This window comes from Hymenobacter convexus (genome assembly GCF_030580955.1).
Lineage (GTDB): Bacteria > Bacteroidota > Bacteroidia > Cytophagales > Hymenobacteraceae > Hymenobacter.
Window position 1 is genome coordinate 105,898 of record NZ_JAUQON010000014.1, and the last position, 22,294, is coordinate 128,191.

The 22,294-nt window shown below is 64.1% G+C and carries 22 protein-coding genes; 12 read left to right on the plus strand and 10 right to left on the minus strand.

All coding sequences use genetic code 11. The features are described from left to right. Window positions 1–124: 124 nt before the first annotated feature. Complete coding sequence (locus Q4S41_RS22430; protein WP_305033378.1) at window positions 125–280, minus strand: hypothetical protein; 156 nt, start codon at window positions 278–280, stop codon at window positions 125–127. Between Q4S41_RS22430 and Q4S41_RS22435 the strand changes: the two genes are divergently transcribed. Both Q4S41_RS22435 and Q4S41_RS22440 read left to right on the plus strand, forming a co-directional pair. Next, window positions 236–3,112: a TIM-barrel domain-containing protein gene (locus tag Q4S41_RS22435; RefSeq protein WP_369811344.1), complete on the plus strand. Its 2,877-nt coding sequence runs from the start codon at window positions 236–238 to the stop codon at window positions 3,110–3,112. The genes Q4S41_RS22430 and Q4S41_RS22435 overlap by 45 nt on opposite strands. 75 nt (window positions 3,113–3,187) lie before the next feature. Further along, window positions 3,188–3,733 (plus strand): GNAT family N-acetyltransferase, encoded by a 546-nt coding sequence (locus Q4S41_RS22440; RefSeq protein WP_305033380.1) that lies wholly within the window; start codon window positions 3,188–3,190, stop codon window positions 3,731–3,733. On the opposite strand, the gene Q4S41_RS22445 is transcribed toward Q4S41_RS22440, so the two are convergent. The 6 genes from Q4S41_RS22445 to Q4S41_RS22470 all read right to left on the minus strand — a co-directional run bounded on the left by Q4S41_RS22445 (window position 3,719) and on the right by Q4S41_RS22470 (window position 8,917). Beyond that, window positions 3,719–4,381, minus strand: coding sequence for a phosphatase PAP2 family protein (locus tag Q4S41_RS22445; protein WP_305033381.1), 663 nt, complete (start codon window positions 4,379–4,381; stop codon window positions 3,719–3,721). The two genes, Q4S41_RS22440 and Q4S41_RS22445, sit on opposite strands and share 15 nt — an antisense overlap. A gap of 48 nt (window positions 4,382–4,429) precedes the next feature. Next, on the minus strand, window positions 4,430–5,170 hold the full coding sequence (locus Q4S41_RS22450; protein ID WP_305033382.1) for a phosphatase PAP2 family protein: 741 nt from the start codon (window positions 5,168–5,170) through the stop codon (window positions 4,430–4,432). A 190-nt stretch (window positions 5,171–5,360) separates the two neighbouring features. Then, window positions 5,361–6,455 (minus strand): YncE family protein, encoded by a 1,095-nt coding sequence (locus Q4S41_RS22455; RefSeq protein ID WP_305033383.1) that lies wholly within the window; start codon window positions 6,453–6,455, stop codon window positions 5,361–5,363. A 16-nt stretch (window positions 6,456–6,471) separates the two neighbouring features. After that, complete coding sequence (locus Q4S41_RS22460; RefSeq protein WP_305033384.1) at window positions 6,472–7,023, minus strand: YceI family protein; 552 nt, start codon at window positions 7,021–7,023, stop codon at window positions 6,472–6,474. Between the two features lie 26 nt (window positions 7,024–7,049). Further along, a complete protein-coding gene (locus tag Q4S41_RS22465) occupies window positions 7,050–7,583 on the minus strand; it encodes a hypothetical protein (RefSeq protein ID WP_305033385.1) in 534 nt (177 codons plus the stop codon). Between the two features lie 107 nt (window positions 7,584–7,690). Next, the gene (locus tag Q4S41_RS22470) at window positions 7,691–8,917 is read right to left on the minus strand and encodes a helix-turn-helix domain-containing protein (RefSeq protein ID WP_305033386.1); all 1,227 of its coding nucleotides are present in this window, start codon (window positions 8,915–8,917) and stop codon (window positions 7,691–7,693) included. Between the two features lie 72 nt (window positions 8,918–8,989). On the opposite strand from Q4S41_RS22470, the gene Q4S41_RS22475 reads away from it, so the two are divergent. From Q4S41_RS22475 to Q4S41_RS22510, 8 genes are all read left to right on the plus strand, one after another. Further along, window positions 8,990–10,465, plus strand: coding sequence for an alpha-amylase family glycosyl hydrolase (locus Q4S41_RS22475; protein WP_305033387.1), 1,476 nt, complete (start codon window positions 8,990–8,992; stop codon window positions 10,463–10,465). Between the two features lie 35 nt (window positions 10,466–10,500). Further along, window positions 10,501–11,217, plus strand: a complete 717-nt coding sequence (locus Q4S41_RS22480) for a DUF421 domain-containing protein (RefSeq protein ID WP_305033388.1) — start codon at window positions 10,501–10,503, stop codon at window positions 11,215–11,217. 55 nt (window positions 11,218–11,272) lie between these two features. Continuing rightward, window positions 11,273–11,863, plus strand: coding sequence for a nitroreductase family protein (locus Q4S41_RS22485; protein WP_305033389.1), 591 nt, complete (start codon window positions 11,273–11,275; stop codon window positions 11,861–11,863). Window positions 11,864–11,986: 123 nt separating this feature from the next. Next, the gene (locus tag Q4S41_RS22490; protein ID WP_305033390.1) at window positions 11,987–13,126 is read left to right on the plus strand and encodes a TlpA disulfide reductase family protein; all 1,140 of its coding nucleotides are present in this window, start codon (window positions 11,987–11,989) and stop codon (window positions 13,124–13,126) included. 213 nt (window positions 13,127–13,339) lie between these two features. Next, window positions 13,340–13,819: a DinB family protein gene (locus Q4S41_RS22495; RefSeq protein WP_305033391.1), complete on the plus strand. Its 480-nt coding sequence runs from the start codon at window positions 13,340–13,342 to the stop codon at window positions 13,817–13,819. Between the two features lie 102 nt (window positions 13,820–13,921). Beyond that, the gene (gene gloA2, locus Q4S41_RS22500) at window positions 13,922–14,311 is read left to right on the plus strand and encodes an SMU1112c/YaeR family gloxylase I-like metalloprotein (RefSeq protein WP_305033392.1); all 390 of its coding nucleotides are present in this window, start codon (window positions 13,922–13,924) and stop codon (window positions 14,309–14,311) included. 167 nt (window positions 14,312–14,478) lie between these two features. Continuing rightward, a complete protein-coding gene (locus Q4S41_RS22505; RefSeq protein WP_305033393.1) occupies window positions 14,479–15,846 on the plus strand; it encodes an alpha-amylase family glycosyl hydrolase in 1,368 nt (455 codons plus the stop codon). 30 nt (window positions 15,847–15,876) lie between these two features. After that, complete coding sequence (locus tag Q4S41_RS22510) at window positions 15,877–16,815, plus strand: aldo/keto reductase (RefSeq protein WP_305033394.1); 939 nt, start codon at window positions 15,877–15,879, stop codon at window positions 16,813–16,815. A 161-nt stretch (window positions 16,816–16,976) separates the two neighbouring features. On the opposite strand, the gene Q4S41_RS22515 is transcribed toward Q4S41_RS22510, so the two are convergent. Then, entirely contained in the window at window positions 16,977–18,026 is a 1,050-nt protein-coding gene (locus Q4S41_RS22515; protein WP_305033395.1) for a transglutaminase-like domain-containing protein, read from the minus strand. A gap of 213 nt (window positions 18,027–18,239) precedes the next feature. On the opposite strand from Q4S41_RS22515, the gene Q4S41_RS22520 reads away from it, so the two are divergent. Further along, on the plus strand, window positions 18,240–19,100 hold the full coding sequence (locus tag Q4S41_RS22520) for a helix-turn-helix domain-containing protein (protein WP_305033396.1): 861 nt from the start codon (window positions 18,240–18,242) through the stop codon (window positions 19,098–19,100). A 165-nt stretch (window positions 19,101–19,265) separates the two neighbouring features. After that, window positions 19,266–19,682, plus strand: coding sequence for a DUF983 domain-containing protein (locus Q4S41_RS22525; RefSeq protein WP_305033397.1), 417 nt, complete (start codon window positions 19,266–19,268; stop codon window positions 19,680–19,682). Between the two features lie 176 nt (window positions 19,683–19,858). Here the strand turns inward: Q4S41_RS22525 and Q4S41_RS22530 are convergent, their stop codons facing one another. Both Q4S41_RS22530 and Q4S41_RS22535 read right to left on the minus strand, forming a co-directional pair. Continuing rightward, window positions 19,859–21,850, minus strand: a complete 1,992-nt coding sequence (locus Q4S41_RS22530; protein ID WP_305033398.1) for a M1 family metallopeptidase — start codon at window positions 21,848–21,850, stop codon at window positions 19,859–19,861. Between the two features lie 79 nt (window positions 21,851–21,929). Beyond that, complete coding sequence (locus Q4S41_RS22535; RefSeq protein ID WP_305033399.1) at window positions 21,930–22,289, minus strand: hypothetical protein; 360 nt, start codon at window positions 22,287–22,289, stop codon at window positions 21,930–21,932. Between the last annotated feature and the right edge of the window lie 5 nt (window positions 22,290–22,294).

The window sequence follows — 22,294 nt, forward strand, 5'->3', positions numbered from 1 at the left end:
GCTTACCTGAATATTCTGGCTACAACTGCTGCCTTTTGGAGGCCAGAATCAAGAGAATAGGCTTCGGCTGTAACTTGCCACCACGTGCCACCTCCCACCCGACTCGTCGTTGATGAAAGTTGTTCTACGCGCTTTTGGTTCTGTAGCCGCTCTGGTAGCGGTGTTTCTGGCTCCCGATGCCCAGGCCCAGCGCGCCGACGGCGGCCGGCCGGCGCAGGACCCGTTCGGGCGGCGCGTGCTGCCGGCGCGGGCGGTACCGGGCGGGCGGTACGTAAATCATTCGCTGATAACTGAATACCCAAGGGCGGCCTCAACCAGAACGTACCGAGTAATTGTACCTGCTGCTGGAGGAAAAGAACGAACCTATCGCACCGTCAGCGAAGGGCAATACGCACCCGAAACGCTCCGACTAAAGAGCACCGATGGCAGCACATTGCAAATTCTGCCATGGGCTCCGGGAGTAATAAAAGTCACCTATTTCATTGCCGACCAGGCAACTAAGTTCGATACCTCAATAAGTGTCACGCAGAAACCCCAGCCGCTGGGGCAACTTTGCCGCCCAGGCTGCGATGGACCGCCGTCGAAGGCCATTGCCCGATATGGTCCTGACTTTTGCAAGGGCACCCTTTCAACGCCCAGTACGCTCACGTACCACGCCGACTGCCAGGATATTGTTATTAACAAGCAAACCCTAAGCGTAAGCATCCGAGACATTGGCGGCGGTACTCAGGTGGAGGCCAACGCCCCCTTCCACCGTCTGGCCGCCTCCCCCGCCACCACGGCTGAGCCCGGTGGCGTAGGCGTGCGCTTCCGCCTCGCGCCGGGCGAGCAGCTCTACGGTACCGGCTCTCGGGCCCTGCCCGTGAACCGACGCGGCTACCGGCTGGAGCTTTACAACCAGGCCCACTACGGCTCCCAGAACAACGAGCCCAACCTGAACATCGCCCTGCCCACGGTGCTCAGCAGCCGGGGCTACATGCTGTTTTTCGACAACCACGCGCCTGGCTACCTCGACCTGGGCAAAGCCGATAAAAACGTGCTCGAATACGGCGGCGAAGGGCTGACTTCGCTTTCCTACTTCGTGATAACGGGCCGCAACCAAGCCGAAATCCTGGACCGCTACACTCGCCTGACGGGCCGGCAGCCGCTGCCGCCGCGCTGGGCGCTGGGGCTCATTCAGAGCCGCTTCGGCTACAAAACGGATGTGGAGATGCAGAACGTAGCCGCCCGCATGCGCCGCGAAAACTTCCCGCTCGACGCACTGGTGCTGGACTTATACTGGTTTGGGGGCACCAAAAAACAGGGCGATTTGAGCTGGGACAAGGCCAACTTCCCCGACCCGACCGGCATGATGAGCGGTTTGAGCAAGCAGGGTGTGAAGACGATACTCATCTCGGAGCCTTATGTGATGCGGACCTCGCGCAACGACTCGACGGTGCGCACGCAGGGGCTGGTGGGCACCACGACGGCGGGCCGGCCGTTCACGGTGGCGTCGTTCTGGGCCGGGCCGGCCAGCATACTGGACGTGTTCAAACCCCAGACGCGCGAATGGCTGTGGGGTTATTACAAAAAACTGCACCAGGAAGGCGCCGCCGGCTGGTGGTCCGACCTCGGCGAACCCGAAAACCACCCGGCGGCCATGCAGCACGCGCCCGGCCCGGCCCGCGCCGTGCACAACGCCTACGGGCAAAGCTGGGCCGGCATCTTTACGGAAGGCTACGCGAAAGACTTTCCCGAGGAGCGGGTGTTCAACCTGGCGCGCTCGGGCTGGGCGGGCATGCAGCGCAACGGTGTGTTTCCGTGGTCGGGCGACATCAACCGCTCGTGGAGCGGCTACCGCGCCCAGGTGCCCGTGATGCTGGGCATGGGCATGGGCGGCGTGGGCTACATGCACTCCGACGCCGGCGGCTTCTGCGTGGGCGGCATCGACCCGGAGCTGTACACCCGCTGGCTGCAAATGGCCAGCCTCTGCCCCATTCTGCGCCCCCACGGCGAGGGCGTGCCGCCGGAGCCATATTATTACCCCGACCCTTATAAGAGCAGCGTGCGCGACGCGGTGCACCTGCGCTACCAGCTGCTGCCGTACCTGTACACGCTGGCCTGGCAGAACACGACGACGGGCGCGCCGCTGGTGCGGGGGCTCAATTTTGGTAATTATTACCATTTCCCGACGACGGGTAGTAAATCAACTGATTCTGACTACCAAAATTCTGAATACCTCCTCGGCCCCAACCTGCTGGTGGCGCCCGTGCTCAACCCCAGCCAGCGGCGGCGCAACGTGCTGCTGCCAAGCGGCAACTGGATTGATTTTTACACCAACAACACCTATGCCGGCAACAGCGTGGTGGGCGTGCCCGCGCCGCTGGCCCACACGCCGTTGCTGGTGCGGGCCGGCGCCTTCCTGCCGATGACAGCCTACCGGCCCAGCACTGCCCAGTACCGCCCCGATACCCTGCTGCTGCGCTACTACCCCGACCCCAGCGCGGCGGAATCGGAGTTCACGATGTATGACGACGACGGGCATTCGGCCCAGGCGCTGGCCAAGCGGCAGTACGAGACGCTGACCATGCGCGGTTTCTGCACGCCCGCGCAGACCGATGTGATACTGAGCAGCAACGGCGAGTACCCTGGCCAGCCGGTGTTCCGCTACGTGCGGCTGCTGGTGCAGCGGGTGGCCGCGCCGCCCACGGCCCTTTATTTCGATGAGAAGCCGGTGCCGGCCGAGGGCTACTCCTACGACCCGGGGAAGCACGAGCTGGAAGTGCATTTCCTGATGAACGCCGGCGTGGCCGTGAGCATACGCGGCCTGAAAATTCTGACCAATATGGCCCCCAATTCTACGCCCGAGGCCCTGACGCTGGAAGCACCAGATAGCCGCAGCTTTGGGCCCGGCGGCACCACGCTGCGTTACACCTGCCACGAGGGGCAGCCAGCGCCGCTGCTCATCCGCAACGCGCAGGGGGAGGTGGTGCGTACGCTGGCGCTGGAACCCAACACCGAGTCCCACGCGCTGGCCTGGGACGCCCGCGACGACGCCCGCCGGCCCGTGCCGCCCGGCGTGTACACGGCCGAAGCCGCCGGCCAGCACCAACGGCTGATTGTGACGAAATAGCCTTATAACACATGCTTCAGCCTGTGCCGAAGTGGCCCGACGCCGCGCAGACAACGGCCCGTGCTATAAAACATTATGCAAACTTTCGATTCTGCCCGCTTGCATTTCCGCCCCCTCACGGCCGCTGACGCGCCGGGCATGTTCGCGCTCGACTCCGACCCGGCCGTGCACCGCTACCTCGGCGGCGTGGGCGGCCAGATGGTGACCGAACTGGCCCAAAGCACCGACACCATCGCCTTCATTCAGGCCCAATACGCGGCAGTTGGCATCGGGCGCTGGGCCGTGCTGCGGCGCGAAACCGACGAGTTCATGGGCTGGGCGGGGCTGAAGCTTGTGGCCGGCCCCGTGAACGGCCAGCGTGATTTTTACGACCTTGGCTACCGCTTTCGGCCGCAGTTCTGGGGGCAGGGCTACGGCTCGGAAGCGGCGCAGGCCTGGCTCGAATACGGGTTTCAAACCCTGCGGCTGCCCCGCATTTGCGCCTATGCGGACGCGGAAAATGCGGGCTCCCGCCGGATTCTGACCAAGATTGGCCTGCGCGAGAGCAATGAGTTCACCGAAGGCGGCACGCGCTGCTTCTGGTACGAGGCCGACGCGCCCGGCTTGTCAAAAGCGTTTTAGTTCAGCGGCTTGCTCCGGCCAGAACTGCCCGGCCCCCAGTTGCACCAGCAGCACCCAGCCCACGGCAGCCGCCCAGCCGGCCAGCACATCCGACGGGTTGTGCACGCCCAGGTACATGCGCGCCCAGCCCACGGCCAGCGAGAATAGCGGCCCCAGCACCCGCACCCAGCCCCGAAACCGGCTGCGCCCCAGCAAAAAAACCAGCGCCGTGGCGATGGCCGCCGTGTCCATGGCGTGCCCGCTGGGGAAGCTGAGCGTGGTTTCGGGCCGCAGGCTGAGCCAGAATGCGGGCCGGGGCCGCGCCACCAGCGCCTTGATAACCTGGGTGAGCAGCATGGAGCCGCCGACTGCCACCAGCCAGACCACGGCCGGACGCCACTGTCGGCGGCGCAGCAGCGCCAGCAGCACCAGCACCCCCAGGCCCACCATCGGCCCGGTGTTGCCCACAATGGTGAGGAAAACGGCCAGCCCGTCGAGCACCGGCGTGGCGTGGCGGTGCCAGAACAGCAGAATCGAAGCATCCCAGCTCAGGGGCAGCCCATTGGCGCGCACCACGGCCACCGCCAGCCCACCGAATACGGCCCACGCCAGCGTGAGCAGCGTCCAACGCCGTGAATTTTCAGGGATAGATGTTGCGGGCGAAGTCATTGAGCAGCAAACCGGGATTGAAACCCCGGCAAATAAACCGCCCGGCCGCTAAGTCGCCGCCCCGGGAGCCTCGCGGGGCGCCGCCACCATCTTGGGCAGGCGGCGGTGCAGGGCCTCGCGCCACAGCCGCCGCAGCTCGTGAAACTCGGGCGAAAACAGCAGGTGCAGCCCCGCCACCCAGCCCACCGAGCCGGTCCAGCCGGCCAGCACATCGGACGGGTAATGCACGCCCAGGTACATGCGGCTCCAGCCCACGCCCAGCGCAAACAGCGGCCCCAGCGCCCAGGCCAACCAGCGCCCGGGGTGCTTCCACAGCAAAAACCCCAGCGCCGTGACCACGGCCGCCGCGCCCATGGCGTGCCCGCTGGGAAAGCTGTAGTAAAACGCCGGCTTCAGACTCACCCACAGCGCCGGCCGGGGCCGGGCAAAGAGCACCTTCACCAGCAGGTTCAGCCCCATGGCGCCGCCCACCGAGAGCCCGAAAAACCACGCCTGCGCGCGCCGGCCCCACCGGGCCAGCCCCAGCGTGCTGGCAATGGCTACCGCACTCATCGGCAGTGGGTCGCCGGCGGCGGTGAGGCCCAGCGCCAGCCGGTCGAGCCCCGGCGAGGCGTGCTGGTGCAAAAACTCCAGAATGGCCTTGTCGCCGATGAAGCCGCCGGACTCCCAGATGTCTTCGGCCACATTCACAAACACCACCCAGGGCAGCACCAGCCCGGCCATCAGGGCCAGCAGCAGCACCTTATGAGCCCGGAACGCACGGCGCAGGCGCAGCCAGAAGGAAGACATGAATCGGCAAAAAGGATGAGCAATTAGCAAAAGGACCGTCATGCTGAGCGCAGCCGAAGCATTTCTACCGCAATAGTAAAATCAATCGAATAGTTTGCGTTGCGCGGTAGAGATGCTTCGACTACGCTCAACATGACGTTCCTCTAAAACTCAGCATGACGGTTTTCAGGGGCCTGTGGTTACCAAGCTCCTACCGCCCAAACTCCAGCACCCGAAACGTGCCGGGCACGATGCCGGGCCGCGGGTGCGGATTCTCGGCGGTGGGGGCGGGCGTGGGGCCGTAGTCGGCGGTGGCGGTGAAGAGGTGGTGGGTCTTGGGGTCGAGGGCGATGGTGCGGGCGCCGCGGGCGGTGGGCACACTGCCCAGCACGGTGTATTTGGTGGGCGAGTCCTGGTGGATGACGGTAAACGTGCCCGAGCCGTTCGAGACGACGACGTTGCCGGTGCTGGGGTCGAACACGGCGCCGTCGGTGCCCTTGGCGGTGGGCAGCACGGCTACTTGCTTGCCGGTTTTGCTGTCCGTCACCACCAGCTTCTCGTTGGCGCAGCCGCTGAAGAGGCGGTTGGCGCGGGGGTCGTAGCCGAGACCGGTGGGCTCCTCGCCGGGCTTCACGGAGGTCCGTTTCAGCACAGCCAGGGTTTTGGCGTCGAACTCGACGACCTCGCTTTTGTCTTCGAGGTTGACGAAAATATGGCCTTTGCCATCGCTGGCGGGGGCTTCCGCGTCGCCGCCCAGCTCGGCGGTGCCCAGCACGGCGCCGGTTTTGGCGTCGAGCACGGTGCTGCGCCCGCCGTCGTTGCTGAAAATGAACACGCGGCCGGAAAAGGCGTCGTAGAACAGCGCATCCGGCTTGGGCCCCGTCGGGATGGGCGCGCCGATGGGCTTCAGCGTTTTCACATCGAACACCACGCAGGTGTTGTTGCGCCCGCAGGTGATGTAGCCGCGCCCCGCGCCCGGCACCACCTCGATGCCGTGCACGCCGGGCGTGTTCGGGATGGTGCCCAGCAGCTGGCGCGTGTGCAAATCGACCACTTCCACCTGCGTGCCGTGCGACACGTAGAGGCGCTCCCCGGCGGGGTCCACCGAGAGGTAGTCCCAGCCGCCCTCGCCGCCGATGGCAATGGTGTGGAGCAAGTGGTAGGGCGGGGCGGGGGCCGTCGGTTGGGCGCGGGGCGGGCCGCCGGGCAGGAGCGCGCAGCAGGCAATAATCAGCAGGTTTTTCACAGAGAAGCGGGCTTGGTGTGGCAGGATGGCCGCGAAGGTCACGCTCGATTCTGTAGCCAAGCTGAAGTGCCGCCCGCTACCGCGCCACCACGTCGAAGGCCACCTCGAACGTGTTGCGAATAGCGTAGCTGCCCAGGTTCTGGAAGAAGGCGCTGGAGTTGTAGTTGATGCCGAACTGAGTGCGGTCGAGGGTAGCGGTGCCGCGCAGGCGCAGGCCGCCCGCCACCGGCTCGATGGCCACCGGAAAGTCGACCGGCCGGGCCTGGCCCTTGAGCGTGAGCGTGCCCCGCGCCCGGCCCGCTTTAAACTCGGTGAGCTCAAACACCCCGGTGGGAAATTTGGCCGCGTCGAAGAAGTCGGCGCCGCGCAGGTGCTCGGCCAACTGGGCCTGCTCGTGGGCAATGGTGGCCATGTCGATTACCACGCGGGCGGCGCGCACGGTTTGGCCCTCGGCCGCCACGCTGCCCTCGCGCAGCCGGATGGTGCCCTGCGGCGCCCAGGCGCCCGCCTCGGCGTGGCCGGTCCAGGTGAGGGTGCTGGCGGCGGGGTCGAGGCGGTAGGTGGTGGCGGTGGGGCGGGTGGCCAGCAGGCTCAAGAAGGAAAACAGGGAAATCAGAAGGGTTTTCATACGGGTATGTTTTAAGGTGGGAAGGGCTATTTGCCAACCTGCGGCTCGGCTTCGGTTTCAATCAGCCCGTAGCCTTTGTAGAGCCGGCCCTGGGCGTCTTTGGCGATGATGAACCAGAGGGCATCGCCGCCATAGAGCTGCTTGGCGCTGGCGGCGTAGCGGTAGTTTTTGGCAAAAGTGTAGGTGACGCCCTTCTTCAATTTGCCGCCGGGGCAACTAAACAGCTCGGCAAATTCGGCGGGCGTTTCGTGCAGGTTGGCTTGCCAGCCGGCGGCGCTGTACCAGATGTAGCTGCCGCAGCTCACGATTTGCAGGTCGCCGGCTTCGGCGCGCACACTGGTGCTGTGTTTCCACACGTAGCCGCCGGGCACGGCGGGGTTGGGCTCGGGGTAAATGGGGTTGGGCGAGTGCCAGAGCGTGAGGCCCACGGGCAGGCGGCGCAGCTCGTCGGGCAGGGCGCGGGTGTGGTCAGTCCAGGCCGGGGCGGGGGTGGTCTGGGCTTGGCTCAGGGCCGGGCGCAGGGCCAGGGCGCCGAGGGTCAGCAGCAGGAAACGGGTCATGGTTGGGGCGTTTGAAGTACGACCCAAAGGTGGCCCTCTGCCCTACTGCCCATCGCCCCAAAACCAGATGTGGGACGTTCCAATACCGGATTTGGGCCTAATTGGCGTCACCCGCCTCCGCCCTGATAATCCCGCGGCGCCACCCCCGTCACCTGCTTGAAAATCCGATTGAAGGTCGTCTTCGAATTGAAGCCGCTTTCGAAGGCGATGCCCAGTAGGGTGAAGCGCCGGGCATCGGGCGCGGCGAGGCGGCGCTGCACCTCGGCCACGCGGTAGCCGTTCACGAGGTCGTTGAAGGAACGGCCAAAGCCGGCGTTCACGGTGGAGGAGATGAGGCGCGGCGGCAGGCCGATGTGGGCCGACAGCTCGGCCAAGGTCAGGGTCGGATTCTGGTAAAGCTGGTCGTCGACCAACGCCCGGCGGATGCGCTCCATAATGAGCGGGTCGGGGCCGGGCGCGGTGGCCGGAGCGGACGATTCCGGGAGTCGTGGAAGCCCGGTTTCAACAGGTACTTCGGCAGCGGCATTTGCTTCGGGAAATGCGGTTACTTCAGACGCTGCGGCGGGAGCCATTTCGGCAGCAACCATTTCATCAGCCGGCTCACCGGGCGCGAAGTGTACGGCGCGCATATCGGCCTGCCGCAGGCCCACGATGCCGATGACAAACACCACCACGCCCAGCAGTTCGGTCGAATAATCGTAGCGGTAATACAAGCCGAAAAACTCGCGCAGCACCAGCTCGGCCAGCCACTGCACGCTCACCACGCCTAGCAGCACCAGCAGCCAGCGCAGCCACCGCAGGCGCAGGCGCGATACTTCCGAGAAGTTGTCTTCCAGCCAGCGGCTGTAGTGGCGCAGCAGGCGCAGGCTGAGAAACAGGTACACCATCAGCGAAACCCAGGTGCCGATGAACTCCAGCCGGTAGGTAACGGGCCGGTGCACACGCTGCCAGAAATTGAGGCGCACCGCGTAGGGCTGGAAGCGCAGCCACCAATACAGCGCCGCCTGTAGCAGCACCGGCCCGAAATGCAGCCAGTAACGGGGCCACCACCGAAACCCGTGGTTCACGAGGCTGCGCACGTAGAAATAGAGCAGCGGCCCAAACCCCAGCGAGTAGTAGATGGGCGAGAAATACAGCTCCGCGTTCTGCCCGTACAGCCCCGAAACGCGAAAAAACCCGTCGAGCACCCACAGCGCGATGGCCACCATGAGCAGGGCCAGAAAGCGGTTCGACACCCGGTTGAACGGCGAGGCCGCCAGCAGCCCGGCCGCAAAACCGGCCTGCGCGATGACGGCAAACAGCGCCACCGTCATAAAGGAAATCGGGACTTGCATAGGCCTGAGCGCCAACCGGCGGCCGTAAAGATGCAGTGCAGTTGCCGTTGCTGATTTTTCTTACTTTGCGGCATGACGCTTCTCCCCTTTTTCCGCCCCTGGGCGGCCCTGCTGGCGCCGCTGCTGCTGGGTGCCTGCCAGTCGGGCACCAAACCCACCGCCGAAACCGAAACCACGGCCCAGGCGCCCGCCGCCGCGCCCGATTCGTTGGCCTTCGCCGTGCGGCACCCGGCCTGGGCCGGCAATGCCACCATCTACCAGGTGAATGTGCGGCAATACACGCCGGCCGGCACCTTCCGGGCGGCCGAAAAGGACTTGCCGCGCCTGCAGAAAATGGGCGTGGGCATCCTGTGGCTCATGCCCATCAACCCCATCGGCCGCAGCCACCGCAAGGGCACGCTGGGCAGCGCCTACTCGGTGCGAGACTACCGCGCCGTGAACCCCGACTTGGGCACGCTAGCCGATTTGCAGCACTACGTGAATACGGCCCACGGCCTTGGGATGCACGTTATTCTGGACTGGGTGGCCAACCACACGGCCTGGGACAGCAACCTCACCACCGAGCACCCCGACTGGTACACCCGCGACGCGAAAGGCAACTTCCGCCCGCCGGTGGCCGACTGGCAGGACGTCATCGACCTCGACTACTCCAAGCCCGCCCTGCGCGAGTACATGACGCAAAGCATGGTGTATTGGGTGAAAACCGTCGGCCTCGACGGCTACCGCTGCGACGTGGCCGGGCTGGTGCCCACCGATTTCTGGAACGACACCCGGCGCGAATTGGAGAAGGTGAAGCCGGTTTTCATGCTGGCCGAATGGGACGAGCTGTTCCCGCCCACTTTTATCTCGCGCAAAGAGTTCGACCCCAACACCCGCCTGCTCGAAAAGGCCTTCGACGCCACCTACGCCCTGAGTTTGCACGGCCTGCTCGACAGCATCGGGCGCGGCCAGAAACCCACCGCCGAGCTGGCCCGCTACCTCGCCGCCGAGCGCCGCATGTACCCGCCCGGCGTGAACCTGATGACCTTCACCAGCACCCACGACATCAACGCCTGGGACGGCAGCGAGTACGAGCGCCTCGGCCCCAACGCCCTGCCCGAAGCCGTGCTCACCACGCTCTGGCCCGGCATTCCGATGCTCTACAACGGCCAGGAAGCGGCCATGAAAAAGCGCTTGCGCTTCTTCGACAAAGACACCATTCCGTGGAACAACTACCCGCTGCAAGGCTTCTACACCACGCTCTTGCAGCTGAAGAAGCAGCACCCGGCCCTGCGGAATTTTGACGCGACTTCGACCTTCAAGCTGCTGCCCAGCCCGGCCCACACGGTGCTTTTTGAGCGCCAGAAAGGCGCGGCGGCCGTGGTGGTGGCCGTGAACCTGAGCGACCAGCCGCAGCAGGTACAGCTGCCCGCCCCGCCCCTGCCCGACCAGCTTTACCAGCGGCTTTTTACCACGGTCGGGCAGGAAAAGGGCGGCTTCAACCCTGCCTCGTCCGTGACGCTGTGGCCGCACGGCTACCAGGTTTGGGAACGAAAAGCCGAGAAATGAGTAAGTAGCTGTGACCCTAACCGCTCCTGCTGCCCATGCCCCTGCTTGCCGAAACCATTGTCCCCTTCGACTGGCAACGCCTGCTCTGGACGGCCGATGCCCCGCCCGCGTTTCTTTTTGAAGTCGCGTTTCGCTGCGTGACGGTGTACCTGCTCACGCTGGCGGCGCTGCGCATCACGGGCCGGCGCGGGGTGCGGCAGCTCTCGCTGTTTGAGCTGAGCATTATTCTGGCGCTGGGCTCGGCGGCGGGCGATGCCATGTTCTACCAGGACACCGCCCTGACGCACATCGTGGTGGTGTTTGCGGTGGTGATGCTGCTTTACGTGCTGCTCAACCGCCTCACCGAGGCCTACCCGCGCTTCAGCGACTGGCTGGAGGGCAAGCCGGTCAAGCTCGTGGCCAACGGCGCCATCGTAGACAAAGCCATGCGCAAGCAAAACCTCACGCACAAGGAGCTATTTGGCGAGTTGCGGCAGCGGCAGGTGGAGCACCTAGGCCAGGTGCGCCTGGCCTACATCGAGGCCACCGGTCAGGTCAGCGCCTTTTTCTACGAAGACGACGAGGTGCGGCCCGGCTTGTCTATTCTGCCCGAAGACCGGGAAAAGGCCATCAGCCTCATCGAGAAAGAGGGTGACTATGCCTGCACCGAATGCGGCCAGGTCGAAACCCTGACGCCCCGGCCCGCCCACGCCTGCCCGGTGTGCCGCTGCGACAAGTGGCTGCCCGCCAGCACGGCCCGCCGCGTGGCCTAAGCCAACTTTTTGGGCGGGTTGCGGGTTGAATCGGCTCACCTTTTCCGGCTTCTGCATGTCCGAACTCTTCGATACCGAGCAAATCAACCACCTCATCCGCACGCGGCGCAGCACCTTTATTCCGCAGTTTGTGCCCGGCCGCGTCATCCCCGATTCGACCGTGTGGCAGCTGCTCGAAAACGCCAACTGGGCGCCCAGCCACAAGCAAACCGAGCCCTGGCGCTTCACTGTTTTCACGGGCGCGGGCCTGCAAAAGCTGGCCGATTTCCAGGCCGATTTATACGAGCGCACCGCCGGCCCGGCCTATAAAGCGGCCAAGCACGCCAACCTGCGCCGCAATCCGCTGCAGTGCTCGCACGTCATCGCCATTGCCATGAAGCGCACCGAGCGCCGCCTGCCCGAAATCGAGGAAATCGAAGCCGTGGCCTGCGCCGTGCAAAACCTGCACCTCTCGGCCCACGCCTACGGCCTGGGCGGCTACTGGAGCAGCGGCGGCATCACCTACACCGAGGAAGCCAAGGCCTTTTTCGGCCTCGAAGCCGACGACCGGCTGCTGGGCTTTTTCCAGCTCGGCTACATCGACGTGCCCTCGGCGCCGGGCCAGCGCGGCCCCGTGCAGGCCAAAACCCGCTGGGTGAGCGAGTAAGCATCCACTCCGGAGTTCACCTATATTTAGGACGCCAAACCGCGCCTGCTTCAGCGCGCCCAATGCAACCCTGGGCCTCAAAGCGGCATCAATTCCCCGCTCATCCGCCATCAATCAGTGAATATGAAAAAGCTTCTTTATAGTGCCTTGTTCCTGCTGCCCGCCCTGGCCCAGGCCCAAACCGAGAATTTTGTGGTGAAAGGCACCGTGGGCGCCAAAGCCGGCGTGACCAAAGCCTACCTGCGCTACGTGAATGCCCAGAAGTGGCTGGTCGATTCGGCGGCCGTAAAAAACGGGCGTTTTGAGTTCAAGGGCGCCGTGCCCGAGCCGGGGCGCGCCACGCTCGTCCTGAGCCACAATGGCACTTCGTTGGCCAAATCGAAGGACGCCACCAAGGAGTTTTTCTTTGTGGAACAGGGCACCATTGCCATCAGCACGCCCGATTCGGCCACCAAAGCTGTGGTGCGCGGCACGCCGCTCAACGACGAAAACGCCAAGCTGGCCGCCCTGCTGAAATCGTCGGATAGCCGGTACGAAGCCTACATCAAAGAGTACCGCGCCCAGCCCGAGGCCATGCGCAAAGACCCGGCCTACATCAAGCAGCTCGAAGCCAAGCTCGACCCCATCGAAGCCGAGCAGAAACAAATCCGCACCGCCTACATCAAGGCCCACCCCGATGCGCGCTACAGCTTGTTTGTGCTCCAGGATGCGGCCGGCTCGGTACCGGAAGTGACGTCTTACGCCGCCCTCTACCAGGGCCTGAGCGCCAACCTGCGCAACTCCGTGCGGGGCAAGCGCATCGATGAGCAAATCAAGCGCTTGCAGAAGGTGGCCATCGGCGCGGAGGCTCCCGATTTCACCCAGAACAACCCCGACAACGTGCCCGTGAAGCTGAGCAGCCTGCGCGGCAAGTACGTGCTGATTGACTTCTGGGCCAGCTGGTGCGGTCCCTGCCGCCAGGAAAACCCCAACGTGGTGAAGGCCTACAACGCTTTCAAAGACAAAGGCTTCACCATCCTCGGCGTGTCGCTGGACAAGGAAGGCGCCCGCGAAGCCTGGATGCGCGCCATCGAAAAAGACGGCCTGGCCTGGACGCAGGTGTCGGACCTGAAATACTGGAACAACGCCGTGGCCCAGGAATACGGCGTGCAGTCCATCCCCCAAAACTTCCTGCTCGACCCGCAGGGCAAAATCGTGGCCGCCAACCTGCGCGGCGAGGAGTTGCAAAGCACCCTGAGCAAGCTGCTGAACAAGGCGAATTAAGCTTTTTTGGCAATTGTCTACGCCGCAAATCGGGCCTTTTCTTCCGGGAAGCGGCGCTGGTTTGCGGCGTTTTTTTTGAACGTCATGCTGAGCGCAGCGAAGGACCTTGTTACCGCAGAACGGTTTGCAGTAAATCAATCGGCTTAAACGTAATAAGGTCCTTCGCTACGCTCAGGATGACAGGCGTTTTCAACTTTAAATTCAACGCACCACATGGACCCCGCCTTTTCGCAACAGTACGACCTCGTTCGCGGGGCCCGCGCGGCGCTGCTGCGGTACTGCGCCACGCTCAGCCCGGCGCATTTTGTGGCGCCGGTGGCCGCCTTCAATCACAGCAGCATCCGCGACTTGCTGGTGCACGTGGCGGGCTGCTACCAAGCGTGGCTGGGCGAAGTGGGCCTGGGCCGGGCTCTGCTGCGCCCGCAGCCGGCCCAGGTGCCCGATGTAGCCGCCGTGCGGGTGCTATTCGCGGATGTGGATGCGTTGGTACGGGAATTTGGACAGCATTTCGCCAGCCAGTGGCTGACCCCGCAGCGGTTCGATTCGCCGCGGCACCCGGCGCCGCTACAGCTTTCGCCGCTGCAGCTGTTCACCCACGTCATCACCCACGAGTTTCACCACAAAGGCCAGGCGCTCAGCATGAGTCGGCAGCTGGGCTACGTGCCTGTGGATACCGATGTAATTCGGACCTGATGCTTTGGCGTGGCTTAGCGAAGCTCCTCCATCGCGCATTTGGCAGGCCGCGCACACATTCTAAGTATCAACTAAATCCGCCACCACCAAGGCCCTTTTGCTATGCTGCCCCACCTCGGCCTGCACCACGTCGCCCTCATTTGTGCCGATTACACGGCGTCGAAGCGCTTCTACACCGAGGTTCTCGGGCTGGAAATCCTCGCCGAAACCTACCGCGCCGCGCGAGACTCGCACAAGCTCGATTTGGCCGTGAACGGGCAGTATGTGCTGGAACTGTTTTCCTTTCCCAACCCGCCGCCACGCCCCAGCTACCCCGAGGCCGCCGGCCTGCGCCACCTGGCCTTCGCCGTGCCCGATGTGGCGGCGGCTATTGAGCACCTGGAGCAGCACGGCGTGGCTTGTGAGCCCATTCAGGTGGATGAGCTGACGGGCCGCCGCTTCACGTTTTTCAGCGACCCCGACGGGCTGCCCCTGGAATTCTACGAGGTGTAGAGACGCGACACTTCGCGTCTCGGCGTCCGCGCCACTTGACGGTTGTTTCAGCTTTATCGTTTAATGAGGAGACGCGAAGTGTCGTGTCTCTACGCCGGCCGGCCGTTGCCCACGATAACCGTCGGCACCGGCGCCGCGTAGCGGCAAGCTCCACCACGCCCCTCCCGATGTCCGACCACCCCCACGCCGCCCGCTTCACCGTGCCCCACCCCGAGTGGGCCGCCCACGCCACCATCTACGAAGTCAACGTTCGGAATTTTACACCAGAGGGCACTTTCCGGGCGTTTGAAGCCCATCTGCCGCGGCTGCAGCAAATGGGAATCGGCATTGTATGGCTGATGCCGGTGCATCCCATCGGGGAAGTGGGGCGCAAAGGTTCGCTGGGCTCGCCCTACGCCGTGCGCGACTATTTTGGCGTGAACCCCGAATTTGGCACGCTGGACGACTTGCGCCAGTTGGTGCAAACGGCCCATGCGCTGGGAATGAAGGTGATACTTGATTGGGTGGCCAACCACACCAGCCGCGACAACGACCTCATCACCGAGCACCCCGACTGGTACCAGCACGACGCCGACGGCCAGCTGGTGCCGCCCGTGCCCGACTGGACCGACGTGGTGGCGCTGGACTACGGCAACCGCGCCATGCGCCGCTACATGACCGATGCCCTGGCCTACTGGCTGCGCGAAGCCGACATCGACGGCTACCGCTGCGACGTGGCCGGCCTGGTGCCCACCGATTTCTGGGACGAGGCCCGGCCGGTGCTCGATGCCATGAAGCCGGTGTTTATGCTGGCCGAATGGGACGAGCTGTACCCTTCGGGTGGGTTGAGCTGGGAGGAATTCAATTCCGATACCAAGCTGCTGGAAAAGGCTTTCAACATGACGTTTGGCCTGCGCCTGCACTACCTGCTCGACCGCGTTGCCGAAGGCCACGCCCCGCTGGCCGACATCGACATTTACCTGGCCGCCGAGCGCGAGAAATACCCGCCCAGCGTGTACCTGATGCACTTCACCAGCAACCACGACGTGAACAGCTGGGACGGCACCGAGTACGAGCGCCTGGGCCCGCTGGCCCTGCCTTTCGCCGTGCTCACGGCCCTGATGCCGGGCATGCCGATGCTCTACTCGGGTCAGGAATCCGGCCTGAACCGCCGGCTGGCCTTCTTCGACCACGACCCGATTGACTGGAATAACTACCCGCTACAGGACTTCTACACCCGCCTGTTTCAGCTCAAAAAAACCCACCCGGCCCTGCGCAACGGCGACCCGACCAGCCGGTTCCAGCGCCTGCCGGGCCCGCCCGAAGTGTACGCTTTTGCCCGGAGCAAAGGCGGCGCGGCAGTGCTTTGCGCGGTGAACGTGGCGGCAGAGGCGCGGGCGCTGCCCACCGTGACCGGCCAATGGCGCGACCTTATCAGCGATGAAACAATGGACCTGCCAGCCGGCCGGGAAATCTCGGTGCCGGCCCAAGGCTGGCGCGTTTTAGTGGCCGAAGCGCCTGCTGCGGGCCAACCTTCGGAGCGGGTTGGCGGTTAGTGCAGCTCATTCCCTGAATCTTCTTTCGCTATGCAAACCCGTGAATTGGGCCGCTCCGGCCTGCAAATTTCGCCCCTTATGCTGGGCGGCAACGTCTTTGGCTGGACCATTGACGAGGCTACTTCCTTCGCTGTGCTCGACGCCTTTGTGGCCAACGGCGGCAACGCCATCGACACGGCCGACGGCTATTCCGTTTGGGTGCCGGGGCACGTGGGCGGCGAGTCGGAAACCATTATCGGCAAATGGCTCAAGCAGCGCGGCCGGCGCGACGACGTCGTTATCGCCACCAAAGTGGGCTGGGAAGTAAATCCCGAGAATAAAGGCCTCAAGAAAGACTACATCCTGCGCGCCGTGGAAGGCTCCCTCAAGCGCCTGCAAACCGACTACATCGACCTCTACCAGTCGCACAAAGACGACCCGACCACGCCCGTGGAGGAAACGCTGGAAGCCTACGCCCAACTAGTGAAGGAGGGCAAGGTGCGCGCCATCGGGGCCTCTAATTTCACAAAAGAGCGCCTGCAGGAGTCGCTGGCGGCCAGCAAGCAGCACGGTTTCCCGCGCTACGAAACGCTGCAAAACCTTTATAACTTGTACGACCGGGAGGATTTTGAGAAGAACCTTGCGCCGCTGCTGCTCGAAGAAACCATCAGCGCCATTCCGTACTACGGGCTGGCCGCCGGCTTCCTCACCGGCAAGTACCGCGACCAGAACGACCTGCAAAAAAGCCCGCGCGGCGCCGGCGTCGGCCAGAAATACCTCAATGAAAAGGGCCTGGCCCTGCTTACCGCCCTCGACGCCGTGGCCAACCGCCAGCAGGCCACGCCCGCCCAGGTGGCCTTGGCCTGGCTGATGCAGGCGCCGGCCGTGACGGCCCCCATTGCCAGCGCCACCAGCGTAGGCCAGGTCACGGAGCTGCTCGAAGCCACCGAGCTGCGCCTGACGGCCGAGGACGTGCAAACGCTGCAGTAGGCGCAGCCGGTGAAGGCGGAGTAGCGACCAACAACTGGTAATAATAAACGGTCATGCTGAGCATAGCCGAAGCATCTCTACTGCGAGCGTAATTATTTACTGCCTCAGTAGAGATGCTTCGGCTGCGCTCAGCATGACCGTTTTTTCATTAATAATTGGCCCTACTGCCCTGCCACATCGGCAAACTCATACGTCCGGGCCACGTCCAGCGGCTTGCCGTCGGCTTCGGCGTAAGGGTACACGAAGTAGTTGAGGGGCGGGCCGGCTTGCTTGGGCGCCAGCTCCACGTCGCGGCCGCGGGTGAATTCGACGCGGTTTTCGTCGTGGGCGCCGAAGAAATAGTTGCGCTTGGCGGGGTTCTTGGCTGCTTCGGAAGCATCGACGGGCACCCAGCCGGTTTCTTTGGTGTAAAACTCGGCCCAGCAGTGGTAGCCTTTGATTTCGCCCTTGCCGCGGTCGGCGGGCAGCGGCAGGCCGATGCTGAAGCGCGCCGGAATGCCCAGCGCGCGGCAGTAGCCGATGACGATGGCGTGAAAATCGGTGCAGTTGCCGCGGCGGGCGTCGCAGGCGTAATAGATGTCGCCGCGGCCCCAGCCCTGGCCGGTTTTGTCGTAGGTCACGGTGCTCACCACGTGCTCGTAGATGGCGCGGGCCTTCTCCAAATCGGTTTTGGCGCCGGCTTTGGCCACCACTTCCTCGGCCTGCTGCTTGATTTTGGCATCGAGGGGCACGAGGCGGTCGGGGGCCAGCCAACGGGCCATGTCGGGGTCGGGCTTTTCCTTGGCCACGTAGGCAGTGGGGGCGTTGGCGCGCAGATTGAGGTGCTCACGGCGCGTGACTTGCCCGCGCATGGTTATCACCATCGGCGCGGTGGGCATCGTGGTCAGGTGCAGGTAATACATCTGGTTGCCGTAGGCCCCGCGCTCGATGCTGGAATGCGCCTTGCTGTCGAAAGAGTGGTTGACTGCAACGGTCAGATTCCCCACCTTCTGCGAGGCGTCGGAGTGGGGCATGGGCAGCCACACATCCAGGGTTTTGGTGCCGGCCGGGGGCACCGGCACGGTGGCCGTGACGGTGAGCGCGAAGGTGCGGCTGCGCGGCACGGGCACGGCCGATGATGGCACCTCGGAGGCGGCAAAGCCGGAAAGCACGGCAGCCGCGCCCAGCAGCCCGGCCCATCCGGCCGAGCGGTTCAACAAGGAAATGTTCACAAGAACGGGGCAACAGGTCGCTGCTGGCGGGCGTCGGTCAAGCTGGATTGAAGTCTCAACGACTCCAATTCAACGGCCAAGGCCACCAGCCAATGCCCGTCGACGCGACGCCCCAAAAAGCGCCCGCCAGTCAGGGCCAACCAGACCCCAGCAGTGCCCCGAAGGTACGACCTGCGGCGCGCTGGCTACTTTCACGGCCCTAAACCCCCGTTTATGAAAGCGACTGGCCTGCCGGTGCTGGCCCTGGCCTCATTTCCCCAAGCCCACCCGCCCGCGCCCTACTACGCTGAGCGACTGGAAACGCACGTCGTCCGGTTTCCGCACGTGAACGTGCCGCACGCCCACGACTTCTATCTGCTGCTTTATGTCACTGAAGGCACGGGCACGCACACCGTCGATTTGGTGACGTATGAACTGCGGCCGGGTAGCGTGTTTTTTTTGGCGCCGGGGCAGGTACATCACTGGCATTTGGGGCCGAATGTGCGCGGGCTGCTGGTGTTTTTCTCGGCCGACTTCTACCTGTTTCGCTATCCCGGCAATGGCCTCTACGCCTACCCGTTTTTCGACAGTGCGCATCCGCCGGTGCTGTACCTGGCACCGGACGAAACGGAAATCCGGCCCGTATTCGAAAGCCTACTGGCCGAGTACAATGCCCCACACGCCAACCAGGGCGAGGTTTTTCGCAGCTATCTACACATAGCTTTGGAGCTGGCCACCCGCCACTACCCAGCTCAGCCAGCGGCCGAAAATGGCTTGGCGTTGCAGCAAATCCGGCAGTTTGGTGCGCTGCTGAACGAGCACTACCGCACCAAGCGCAGCGTGAGCGACTACGCTGAATTGCTGCATCTCACCGCCAATCACCTCAACGCCCTCTGCCGCCGCGTGCTCAATAAAACCGCCAGCGCGCTCATCCACGAGCGGGTCATCACGGAGGCGCAGCGGCTGCTGAGCCACTCGGCGCTAGGCGTGGCGCAAGTGGCGTATGAGCTGGGTTTTGAGGATGCGTCGTACTTCGTGCGCTACTTCCGCAAGTACGCCGGCACCACGCCCGAGGCATTTCGGCAGCAGCGTTGATTTGTCCTGTAAGACCCTGAAAGGAGGCTGCGCAGACGGGTAAGGGGCCGGGTAATTTTGGGGTATCAATGCGGCGGGTGCCGCGCCGGCCAGCCGCACATGGGCGCGGGCCGCTTTCTCCCGTATAGCTTTCGTTGTCTTATGTCTTCGTCCCCCGCCCCGGTTATGTCCGAACCCACCGATTTCACGAACTACGAGCTGGTCGATTCCACGGCGCTGGCGCTGGCCAAGCTGCGCTGCCCGCGCTGCCACCGCGGCCCCTTGTTCAGCACCTCGGCCTGGAACATCACCCGGTTTGCCCAAATGCCCGCGCAGTGCCCCGTGTGCGGCCAGAGCTTCGAGCCGGAACCCGGCTTTTATTTCGGCTCGATGTATATCACCTTCGGCTTCAATGTGGCCACGTTCCTGGTGCTGGGCGTGTTGATTTACTACCTAATGGGCAACCCCGATACGTGGGTGTACGTGGCCATCATCACCGGCGTCACGGTGCTGTTCACGCCGCTGATTTTGCGCTACTCGCGGGCGCTGATGCTGTACCTGTTCGGCGGGACGCGGTATAATAAAAGCTGGGGCCGGCGGTAGTAGCCCAAACGCCCTCAGTGCGGTGTAGAGACGCGCCACTTTGCGTCTGAGTTTGCACCATCTGAGAATCGTTCATCGTCAAGACGCGAAGTGTCGCGTCTCTACACCATTCAAACAGCAAAAGCCCCGGCTGCTAGCGTAGCAGCCGGGGCTTTTCATTTCTCGATTGGTGTATGTTACCGCAGCACCTGCGCCCGCCACACGTTGTTGCCGGGGTTCACGTCCGGCAGCAGCTTGCTGGCGTTGAGGCGCACCAAGGTGAGCGGCGTGGTGGAGTTGTAGCGGAAGGTCCAGGTGCCGCCGCGCTGCCAGATTTCGACGGGCAGCTTCACGCGGGTGGTTTTGCCGGAGGTTTCGGTAACGTCGGCCGTGATGGGCATGGCAGCCTGGCCGCGGTTTTCGACGGTGATGAGGGCGCCCTGGGCGGGGTCCTGGTTCACGTAAGTGACGGTGGTCACGGCCTGGTCCAGAATCCAGTTATTATACACCCACTCCTTCCAGAACCAGCTCAAATCCTCCCCGCTGGCCTCGTTCATGGTGCGGAAAAAGTCCTTCGGCTGCGGGTGCTTGAAGGCCCAGCGCCGGATGTAGGTGCGGAAGGCATAGTCGAACCGCTCCGGCCCGAGGATTTCGGAGCGCAGCAGAAACAGGCCGTAGCCCATCTTGCTATACGCCGCGAAGCCCAGGTTCTGGGGCTGCGTCACGTCGGGCACGGTGTAGGGCGGGTCCATGGTGGGGCTGGCGATGGCGCGCGCCAGGCCCTGTACCAGGCGGGTGGTGTCGTTCAGCTGCTTGGCATACTCGCCGTTGTTGAAGGCCGCCGAGGACAGCATGTTGATGAAGGTATTGAAGCCCTCGTCCATCCACGGGTACTTGCGCTCGTTCGAGCCCACAATCATCGGGAACCAGTTGTGGCCGAATTCGTGGTCCGTCACGCTGTAGAGGCTGGCCTTTTTGGCCTTGGAGCCGCAAAACACGATGCCCGGGTACTCCATGCCGCCCACCACGCCGGCCACGTTGGTGGCCACCGGGTAGGTGTATTCGTACCACTGCTTCGAGTTGTATTCGATGCTTTTCTTCACGTATTCCGTGCTGCGGTTCCAGGCCGTGTCCTGCGCTACCTCGGCCGGGTAGAGCGACATGGCCAGCGACTTCCTGCCGCTGGGCAGGTTCATCTTCGCCGCGTCCCAAACGAAGGCCGCCGACGCCGCCCAGGCCACATCCCGCGCCCGCTGGCACTTGAAGTGCCAGGTCAGGCGGCCGTTCTTGCCGCTCGGGCGCGAGCCGGCCTGCGTCACCTCATCCACCGAACGCACGATGACGGTTTGGTCCGAGCCGGCGGCTTTGGCCAGGCGGCTTTGCTGGGCGGTGGTGAGTACCTCGGCGGGGTTCACCAGCTCGCCCGAGCCGCCCACCAGGTAGTTGGCCGGCACGTTCACGGTGTAGTCGAAGTTGCCGTAGTCGAGGTAAAACTCGGCCACCATGTAGGGCAGCGTGTTCCAGCCCTCCACGTCGTCGTACACGGCCATGCGCGGGTACCACTGGGCTATTTCGAATATTTCGCCGTTCTTGGTTTTCAGGCGGCCGAGGCGGTCGGAACCGTATTCGGGCACGTTGAAGCCGTAGGCGATGTCGATTTTCAGCTTGTCGCCCTTGGGCTTCATCGGCTCGGGCAGCATGATTTGCATGCGCGTGTCCTGCACCCGGTAGTTGGCTTTCAGCTTCTTGCCGTGCAGCTCAATGTTCACCGTCTGCAGCGAGTCGCCGCCCTGAAAGCCGCGGGCCGAGTTGCCGAAGCGCCCGCCGGCCGGGGCCGTGGCCGCCCCACCGCGCGAGTCGGCGCGGTAGAGGTTCTGGTCGAGCTGCAGCCACACAAAGGCCAGCGCATCGGGCGAGTTGTTGGTGTAGGTGATGCTGGCGGTGGCCGTCACGCGGGCCGCTTTCTCGTCGAGGCGGGCGTCGATTTTGTAGTCGGCCGCGTTTTGCCAGTACTGGGCGCCGGGCTGGCCGCCGGCCGTGCGCGTGGGCGTGGCCAGTTGCTCAATAAACGAAGGGTTGAACAGCGCGCGGGCATCAAAAGCCGGGCCGGTGGGCACCGGCTGCTGAAACTGCGCCGCCGCCGTGCCCGCCACCAAGAGCGCCGCACCCAGCAGAAAAGGAAATTTCATGTAGAAACTGTAAGAAATGTTAACAAAAAAGACGAAAACCTGCTGTTTTCCTGCCAAAGGTAACGGCGCGACCCCGCCCCTACGCCAGCTTTTTGCGCACCAGTTCCATCAGCCCATTCAAGTCAACCTCCTGCATTTCCCCGGCATCGATAAAAGGCGCTAATTCGCCTGTTTCACTCGCTGCAAAAGCAGCCGGCAGCCGGTGTCGCGCCCACTGCGGGTAAGCGCTGATAAACTCGTCGCGGTGCAGAAATTCCACCGGCACGGGGAGGTTTTTAATGAATACGCGCCACTCCGGCCGCATGCTGGTGGCGCCGTAGGTGACGGCGCACAGCGCGCAGGCGTAGGTGGTCGGCGAGAGGATTTTGTGGAATGTGTCCTTCAGGCCGGCCAGCAGGCCCGCGTCGGCGTTGTAGACGAAAAGCAAGCGCTGGGGCATGGGCT

What these genes read in the sequence shown, in the direction of transcription:
- Q4S41_RS22510 (WP_305033394.1), top strand. Translation starts at nt 15,877, where the DNA reads ATGCAAACCCGTGAATTGGGCCGCTCCGGCCTGCAAATTTCGCCCCTT.
- Q4S41_RS22485 (WP_305033389.1), top strand. Translation starts at nt 11,273, where the DNA reads ATGTCCGAACTCTTCGATACCGAGCAAATCAACCACCTCATCCGCACG.
- Q4S41_RS22530 (WP_305033398.1), bottom strand. Translation starts at nt 21,850, where the DNA reads ATGAAATTTCCTTTTCTGCTGGGTGCGGCGCTCTTGGTGGCGGGCACG.
- Q4S41_RS22430 (WP_305033378.1), bottom strand. Translation starts at nt 280, where the DNA reads ATGATTTACGTACCGCCCGCCCGGTACCGCCCGCGCCGGCAGCACGCG.
- Q4S41_RS22445 (WP_305033381.1), bottom strand. Translation starts at nt 4,381, where the DNA reads ATGACTTCGCCCGCAACATCTATCCCTGAAAATTCACGGCGTTGGACG.
- Q4S41_RS22505 (WP_305033393.1), top strand. Translation starts at nt 14,479, where the DNA reads ATGTCCGACCACCCCCACGCCGCCCGCTTCACCGTGCCCCACCCCGAG.
- Q4S41_RS22440 (WP_305033380.1), top strand. Translation starts at nt 3,188, where the DNA reads ATGCAAACTTTCGATTCTGCCCGCTTGCATTTCCGCCCCCTCACGGCC.
- Q4S41_RS22525 (WP_305033397.1), top strand. Translation starts at nt 19,266, where the DNA reads ATGTCCGAACCCACCGATTTCACGAACTACGAGCTGGTCGATTCCACG.
- Q4S41_RS22495 (WP_305033391.1), top strand. Translation starts at nt 13,340, where the DNA reads ATGGACCCCGCCTTTTCGCAACAGTACGACCTCGTTCGCGGGGCCCGC.
- Q4S41_RS22450 (WP_305033382.1), bottom strand. Translation starts at nt 5,170, where the DNA reads ATGTCTTCCTTCTGGCTGCGCCTGCGCCGTGCGTTCCGGGCTCATAAG.
- Q4S41_RS22465 (WP_305033385.1), bottom strand. Translation starts at nt 7,583, where the DNA reads ATGACCCGTTTCCTGCTGCTGACCCTCGGCGCCCTGGCCCTGCGCCCG.
- Q4S41_RS22490 (WP_305033390.1), top strand. Translation starts at nt 11,987, where the DNA reads ATGAAAAAGCTTCTTTATAGTGCCTTGTTCCTGCTGCCCGCCCTGGCC.
- Q4S41_RS22520 (WP_305033396.1), top strand. Translation starts at nt 18,240, where the DNA reads ATGAAAGCGACTGGCCTGCCGGTGCTGGCCCTGGCCTCATTTCCCCAA.
- Q4S41_RS22475 (WP_305033387.1), top strand. Translation starts at nt 8,990, where the DNA reads ATGACGCTTCTCCCCTTTTTCCGCCCCTGGGCGGCCCTGCTGGCGCCG.
- Q4S41_RS22460 (WP_305033384.1), bottom strand. Translation starts at nt 7,023, where the DNA reads ATGAAAACCCTTCTGATTTCCCTGTTTTCCTTCTTGAGCCTGCTGGCC.
- Q4S41_RS22470 (WP_305033386.1), bottom strand. Translation starts at nt 8,917, where the DNA reads ATGCAAGTCCCGATTTCCTTTATGACGGTGGCGCTGTTTGCCGTCATC.
- gloA2 (WP_305033392.1), top strand. Translation starts at nt 13,922, where the DNA reads ATGCTGCCCCACCTCGGCCTGCACCACGTCGCCCTCATTTGTGCCGAT.
- Q4S41_RS22535 (WP_305033399.1), bottom strand. Translation starts at nt 22,289, where the DNA reads ATGCCCCAGCGCTTGCTTTTCGTCTACAACGCCGACGCGGGCCTGCTG.
- Q4S41_RS22480 (WP_305033388.1), top strand. Translation starts at nt 10,501, where the DNA reads ATGCCCCTGCTTGCCGAAACCATTGTCCCCTTCGACTGGCAACGCCTG.